Annotated in this window: 5 protein-coding genes; 1 reads left to right on the forward strand and 4 read right to left on the reverse strand. The window is 59.3% G+C overall.

Annotation, left to right across the window (positions count from 1 at the left end; all coding sequences use genetic code 11):
• Positions 1 to 121: 121 nt before the first annotated feature.
• From istB to BZF57_RS20435, 4 genes are all read right to left on the reverse strand, one after another.
• Positions 122 to 862 (reverse strand): IS21-like element helper ATPase IstB, encoded by a 741-nt coding sequence (gene istB, locus BZF57_RS20425; protein ID WP_086738086.1) that lies wholly within the window; start codon positions 860 to 862, stop codon positions 122 to 124.
• Between the two features lie 11 nt (positions 863 to 873).
• On the reverse strand, positions 874 to 2400 hold the full coding sequence (gene istA / locus BZF57_RS20430) for an IS21 family transposase (protein WP_162290999.1): 1527 nt from the start codon (positions 2398 to 2400) through the stop codon (positions 874 to 876).
• 187 nt (positions 2401 to 2587) lie between these two features.
• The gene (locus tag BZF57_RS21290; RefSeq protein WP_162291060.1) at positions 2588 to 2755 is read right to left on the reverse strand and encodes a hypothetical protein; all 168 of its coding nucleotides are present in this window, start codon (positions 2753 to 2755) and stop codon (positions 2588 to 2590) included.
• Positions 2756 to 2809: 54 nt separating this feature from the next.
• A complete protein-coding gene (locus BZF57_RS20435; RefSeq protein WP_162291061.1) occupies positions 2810 to 5899 on the reverse strand; it encodes a metallophosphoesterase in 3090 nt (1029 codons plus the stop codon).
• 97 nt (positions 5900 to 5996) lie between these two features.
• Between BZF57_RS20435 and BZF57_RS20440 the strand changes: the two genes are divergently transcribed.
• Positions 5997 to 7363, forward strand: a protein-coding gene (locus tag BZF57_RS20440) for an IS3 family transposase (RefSeq protein ID WP_120222458.1) whose coding sequence is annotated in 2 segments (ribosomal slippage) — positions 5997 to 6348 and positions 6348 to 7363 — 1368 coding nt in all. Because the reading frame shifts where the segments join, the coding sequence is not laid out codon by codon here.
• The last annotated feature ends 74 nt before the right edge of the window (positions 7364 to 7437 follow it).

Below are 7437 nucleotides of genomic sequence, written 5' to 3' on the forward strand. Positions count from 1 at the left end.
TGCGGATTCCGACGATCGCGCGCATGTATTCCGATCTGATGCCGCGCAGCGTTCCGCTTTGATCGCGCGCAGGTGAAGCACCTGATCGTTGGTATGTTGTGGCACTATGCTTTGCCGCGGGTCAAGCGGCTTGAGCGGCGATGCTTCGCCGCATGGATTCCCCGGATAGCTCGAGCCTGTGGGCGTTGTGGACAAGCCGATCGAGGATGGCATCGGCGTAGGTCGGATCGCCGATGAGATCGAACCAGCGCGCGATGGGTAGCTGGCTTGTTACGAGCGTTGAACGGCGCCCATAGCGATCCTCGAGGATCTCCAGCAGATGATGGCGGGCATTGCCATCGAGCGGCTCAAGCCCCCAGTCATCGAGGATGAGCAGGTCCACGCGGGCCAGGCTCTTCATGCGCGCAGCAATGCGGCCATCGCCCTTGGCAAGCGACAGCTCGTCGATCAACCGCGGCAGGCGGGTGTAGAGAACCGAGCGATTGTCACGGCAGGCCTGATGCCCGACGGCGCAGGCCAGCCAGCTCTTGCCGACCCCTGCTGGTCCGATAATCGCACAGTTCTCATGGGCAGCGATCCAGCTGCCCTTCAGCAGCATTTCGAACAACCGCCGATCGAGCCCGCGGGCGCTGCGATAATCAACGTCCTCAGGCACGGCTTGGTGCCGCAGCTTTGCCTGACGCAGGCGCAGGGCGAGGCGCTTGTCATTGCGCCATGTCGCTTCATGATCGAGCAGCAGCGCCAGCCATTCCGCGTGGTTCAGGCTGGCGGCATCGCCATTGCCATCCAGATCCGCAAAGGCTTGGGCCATGCCGATAAGGCCAAGCTGGTTCAACTGATCAAGTGTGGGGTGTTTGAGCATCCTTGCTCCTTTCAGTGGTAGTATTGAGAGCCCCGGATATTGTCGTGCAGGATCGGCTCGCGCTCCGGGGCTTTGGACACGGGCACCTTGTCGAGCCCCTTTTCGAGGATCGATTTTACAGACGGATAATTGCGCGCGCCGATCTCCAGCGCGCGAAGCGCAGCCGCTTCAAGGCGCTCAGCGCCGAACCGCTTGGACAAGCCGATGATCCCCAGGCACGAACGGTAGCCTTGCTCGGGATGCGGCCGGTCCTCGATGATGCGCGCCATCAACAGCGACAGCATCGGGCCGATCCGGCCCGCCTCCTCCTGGATCTTTGCCGGTGTCCAGTCGAGATAGCGCCGGTGGCTCGATGGCATGTGCTCGGGCACGGTCGTGTGCCGACCATTGCCACTGCCGCGCATGTGCACCGCGATCCGCTCGCCGCCGAGGAAGATCTCGACGCTGCGGGCCGTGTAACGCACCTCAACCTCGCGCCGCGCGTAGCGGTGCGGCACCGAGTAATGATGCTGCTCGAGCGCGATATGGTAATCGAGCCCAACCCGGCAGCGCTTCCATTGCGCATGAACCCATGGCTCCGGTGGCAGCGGCTTCAGGTTCGGCGCATCGACCTCCTCGAACAGCTGGCGGCGCGTGCGGCCGAACTGGCGAAGCACACGGCGCTCATTCAGATCAGCAAGGCACTCGGCAATGGCAGCGTTGAGCTCGGCCAGGCTGTAGAAGATGCGATTGCGCAGACGGCCCAGCACCCAGCGCTCGACGATCCTGACACAGGCCTCAACCTTCGCCTTGTCCTTGGGCCTCCTCGGCCGTGCCGGCAGCACTGCCGTCCCGTAATGCCGAGCCATGTCCGTGTAGCTGCGGTTGAGCATCGGATCGAAGTGGCAAGCCTTGATCACCGCGACCTTGGCATTGTCGGGCACCAGCAGCTGCGGCGCTCCGCCGAAGAATGCGAAGGCAGCATTGTGAGCCTCGGCCCAGTCAGCAAACTGCTCGGTCCAGGTCGCACACGCAAACGACAGGCTCGAGCCGCCCAGCACCGCGACGAACAGATGCGCATCGCGGATCTCGCCGGTTCTGCGGTCTACCACCACCGGCACCGTGTCGCCCGCATAATCAACGAACAGCTTCTCACCGCCGGCATGGCTCTGGCGCATCACCAGCGGCAGCCGGCCTTCCCAGCGCCGGAACAGGTCGCACCACCGGCTGTAGCGATAGCCGTCGGGGTTCGCCGCGTGGTATTCCTCCCACAGGATCTGCAGCGTCACGTGCTTGCGCTTCAACTCGCGCGCCACCACCGCCCAGTCGGGCTCAGGCAACTTGCGGCGCCCGGGCTTCACCCCTGGCACGCCGTAGAGCCGGGACTCCAGGTCGCTGTCCGTCATTTCAGGCTGCACTGGCCAAGTCAGACCCGACCGATCGAACCGCCGAAGCGTATCCCGGACCGTCGTCGGTCCGACCCCGACCCGCTCGCCAACCACCCGCGTCGAAAGCCCGCAGTCCAGACTCAGACGCAAAATCTCGCGCACATGGCGCATCGTAACTCTCCTCGTCGGCATGCATTCCTCCAACCGTTATCCGGTCGAAAGAATGCCCCAACGATCAGGTGAGCCTCACCTCAAACTGCGCGCGATCATATCGGAATGCTGCGCGCGCAATTCTCGGAACACCGCGCGCCATCACCTCGGAATCCCGCGCGCGATCAAATCGGAACACCGCGCGAGATCACCTCGGAATCCGCAGGGACCCGGCCATGCGCTGATAAACAGCGGCTGTCTCCATAACACCATTTGCGAGCAGCAAGCCAAACACGGTTACGATGGAAACAATGAATGCAACGGTCTTTGGATGCTGTTTGATCCACCGCCAATCTTCCGAGAGAATCTCCGTCATTGGCTCGCAATGGACGAGCCAGGCTAAAATCCGCTTAAGCCCAAGCCACGAGACTTACGGCTTGTCGCGCTTCATCTTCAGCAGTAACTGTTCTCGTTCCAATCGGGCGATCTGCTTGGTTCGCTGGCTGTCCCGATCTTGCCTTGACCCACCACCAAGTTCGGCGATGGCCGAAGCGGTCGGAGCTACCAGCTTTTTCAGGTGATCTTCGCGAATACGGTCATGGCGCCGCAGATGCCCCAGATGGATCACCAAAGACCACAGCAGATACATATTTTCCCGCAGCGAACCGACCAGATCGTTGACCGCGCCGGGGGTTTCCTCAAGTCGCAATTCGGTAATCAGGCCAACCCGGAACATCTGGATGATTTTCGGCTCCAATCCATCTTCGAGATCGGGCTCGATTAACTGCTTACGCAGCTTCTCCGTGCCCATGGTTGTCGCAATCAGACGGATTGTCGCATGCGGTAGCGAAAGCAACATCTGCTTGAGCAGCGCAGAATCGCTCATACCCTTTGGAGCTTGAAGCTCATAAAGGATGCCGTTCACACGGATCTTGCGCTCGGCTGCCAGACGAGGCGCAAAACGGGTGTTATCCAGCATGATGGTAGCCCAGCTACGCCAGATGTGCCTTAGATGCTCACGCTTCTTCGCGTCAGCCATATGCTCGAAATTTCGAAGCAGCCCCGAGTAAAGCATCAGCGAAAACGTCAGCATCTCATGGATCTCGGTGATCTTGGGCCGATATACTTCCTGCCTGTTTTCTTCATCGCGGCTGATATCGATGTCGAACTCCTCGTCCTTCTCTTCCTGGGTGAGCGGCGGCTGCACAATCCTGGCGGCAGCGTCTTCCATTGTCTCGCCCTTGTCATCCTTGGGAAGAACGAAGCAATCGAATACATTGAGGTCGATGGGCTGTAGGTGCTTTGTAGCCTCTTCGAAGATCGCAAGATGACGGTCTCGGACGAGATCGATCAGGCCAGGGTCGTTCCTGGTCTTGCCTGCATAGTAGAGCAACTCATTGACGAAAGTGAGATACCGATCCTTGTCCATGACCCAGTCCTTGAAGTCTGGATCAACGGTCATCCGGTAGGCGATGAAATACTCCATGACACCGCGGTAACGGAACGCCACCCGGTTCTCAGAACGACGCTCGAAGATCTTCGCGCAAAGGAACTCGTCCATCAACTCATCGAGCGGCGGGGCATCTAGCCCCATCTCGTCGAGGCACTTCTTCATCGCGGCCCGCGCATCGTCACGGGTGGGGACATACTGGTTCTCGCGAGCCATCCAGGCTGCGACATATGACAACAGATTAGCCTTGTTGTTGAAGTCGAACGTCGCGCGGTAGCTCTGATTTTCGGCGGCTTTTTCGAGCGTCGTTTCGACGAACTGCTCCATCAGAACCGCCCGGTTGACCGGCGCAAATTTCCCATTCGACCCAAAAATCTCCAGCAGGATCGTCCCATTAGCCGCCGTGAAGGGGAGATTGATTTCGCGAAATTGGTCCTGCAGACGGTCGAGCCATCCCTCCACATCGTCGCAGTGTTCGAACTTCCTGATCAACTGGCGCATGTTGCTTCGCCGGAGTTCCTGCAACTCGATGAAGTCGAACCGCACAGGCATCTCAGGATTGATCTTGGCGCCAAACCTGTAGACTGCGTCCCAGTTGCTCGAGAACACATAACGAGCCCTGGGGTAGGCACTTACGAATTCGCGTAACAGGCCCATGCGCTTCTTGTCGTCAAACTGGACGTCATCAATCATGACGCAAATGTGACCCAGCTTGAGAAGGCTCTCTGCATCATGGCCATCAGGAAGCGGAGCGGCCGCACCTCGAACCAGACCAAGCACCCTGTTCACGTTCTGCGCGATCTGCGAGAAATCGATGATGACAGGCAGGCGCGGAAAATCGTCATTGTCGACGCTGCAAGCCATCTGGTGCCGCAGTTCGCGCAGAAGGCTCGTGCGACCGTATTCAGGCCGGGCGTAGACAATCGCATTCCTAGGGCTGGTTACGAGTTCCTGGAACGACACCGGCATCTCAACTTCGGCCGGGGCATCAGTGGACTTGGCTTCAATGATAGAGGTCTTCATCATCGGCGGCTCGATAAACCGCTGATGCAGTTCCGCATCCCCGCCTGGAGCAGCATCATCCGCATCCAGACGTGCTTTGAAATCGCCGCACAAGTGCGCTCGGAACTTTTCGAGATCGACCGGCGCTGCAATCTTACGGAAATGCTGACGGGCGTCGTTATCCTTATACCACTTCCCGCCTTCCTGTATGTCAGTGCCCTCGTCGAATTCGTTGCGATCCTTGTAGTAGGAACGAAACAGCAGCTCAGTGTGGCCAGTTGCCCGATCGATGGTGATCAGAGAGTAGCCATTGTAGTATTCAGTTCGGGTGGTGAAGATCGCCCCTGCCTGATCGGTGAAAACTTCGCCACGCAGCCCCGACACGTTCCTTGGCTTGGGGTCATGCATGTGACCGAAGAGGTGGTAGTGGGCATGCTTCGCTATCTGATCCTCGAGATAGCGTGACGTAGCCTCGCTCAGTGACGATAGCGGATGGTGCGTGGTGAAAATTCGAAGAGAATCCGGCGTCAACGCCTTAACCGCTTCGATGACCGCATACTCCGGCACCGCCAAATTGCGCTCGTCCTTTGCGAATTTGTCACTCCCACCGGTCGACAGGACCGCAGTGTTGAAGGTGACGATGTCTATATTGAGGGAATCGATCCGATCTACCCGCACGAATGCGTTGTCGACCTTGCGGCAGTGTTTGACGTCGTCGCCGCGGAGGTAGGCCTCAAGATCGTTGAAGGCTGCGAACTTCTCCCTGGCCAGCTCGTCAAACTCGCCGGCATCGAAGCGCCGATTGAGGAGGGCTATCTCATCGGGTTTGCCCAGGTCATCACGCCAAAGTTGATGGGTTTCAGCTGCAGCTTCCGTAATCTTCCGAGAAAGATCGTGGTTTCCAGGGGTAAGGAAAATGCGATCGTCGCTTGTGCCCGTCGCCTTCGACACACGCGAGATGAAAAAGTCGTAGGCCTCATCATGAGGATCCACGCCAGCGGCCTGAACGAGATCTCCAGTGAAAAGGATGAGGTCTGGCTTGCGATGCCCGATGCAGAGCTTCTTCAAGTCCTCTAGCAATGTCCCCCGTCAGCACCAATGGCACAGATTTGAGGTTGTGATTTAAGGAGGGTTGGGGCTTCGTCGTAGTGACGAAGGAACGAAGATGAAGACCCAACCCTCCGTGAAAAAATCCCCTCCCAAGAAGGCCCCAGCTGAGCGGGTGGTCAAGGATATCCGCCGAGCAACCCGGCGCCATTTCTCTGCCGAAGAAAAGATCCGCATCGTGCTGGACGGCCTGCGTGGTGAGGACAGCATCGCAGAGCTGTGCCGCAAGGAAGGCATCGCCCAGAGCCTGTATTACACTTGGTCGAAGGAGTTTATGGAAGCAGGTAAGCGCCGGTTGGCCGGTGATACCGCCCGTGCCGCGACCACTGGCGAGGTGCAGGATCTGCGCCGCGAAGCCCGCGCCCTGAAGGAATGCGTGGCCGACCTGACGCTGGAAAACCGTTTGCTCAAAAAAAGCATGATCGCGGATGGGGGCGACGAAGAATGAGGTATCCCGCATCCGAGAAGCTCGAGATCATCAGGATCGTCGAGCAGTCCCACCTGCCTGCCAAGCGAACGCTGGACCAACTCGGCATCGCCCGGCGGACGTTCTACCGCTGGTATGACCGCTACCTCGCAGGCGGCCCGGAGGCGTTGGCGGATCGGCCATCGGCTCCAGGCCGGGTGTGGAACCGGATCGCGCCCGAGGTGCAGGACCAGATCGTCGAAATGGCGCTGGAGCAGTCCGAGCTGTCACCGCGCGAACTGGCGGTGCGATTTACCGATGAGCGCCAATACTTTGTGTCCGAAGCTACGGTTTACCGCCTGCTCAAGGCCCACGATCTGATCACCAGCCCGGCATACGTCGTGGTGAAAGCGGCTGATGCGTTCCATACCAAGACGACCCGGCCGAACGAGATGTGGCAGACCGATTTTACCTACTTCAAGATCATCGGGTGGGGCTGGATGTATCTCTCCACCGTGCTCGACGACTTCTCGCGCTACATCATCGCCTGGAAGTTGTGCACCAACATGCGGGCCGAGGATGTGACCGACACGCTGGATGTAGCGTTGGTCGCATCCGGATGCGACAGCGCCACGGTGTTGCACAAGCCCCGGCTGCTCAGCGACAATGGTCCCAGCTACATCGCGGGCGAACTGGCTGAATACATCGAGGCCAACAAGATGAGCCACGTGCGCGGCGCCCCGATGCACCCCCAGACCCAGGGCAAGATCGAGCGCTGGCACCAGACCCTTAAAAACCGCATCCTGCTCGAGAACTACTTCCTGCCCGGCGACCTTGAGGCCCAGATCGAGACCTTCGTCGAGCACTACAACCACCGCCGATACCACGAGAGCCTAAACAACGTGACGCCCGCAGACGCCTACTTCGGCAGGGCACCAGCCATCATCAAACAACGCGAAAGGATCAAGCGACAGACCATTGAACATCGGCGCTTGCAACACCGTAAGCTCGCCGCCTAAAACCCAACAACAGACGAGGCCCGCACTCCGCTAATTTACGCCGCGACCTGTGCCAAATGTTCTGACGACGGACA

This window comes from Erythrobacter colymbi (assembly GCF_002155685.1).
GTDB classification, from domain to species: domain Bacteria; phylum Pseudomonadota; class Alphaproteobacteria; order Sphingomonadales; family Sphingomonadaceae; genus Erythrobacter; species Erythrobacter colymbi.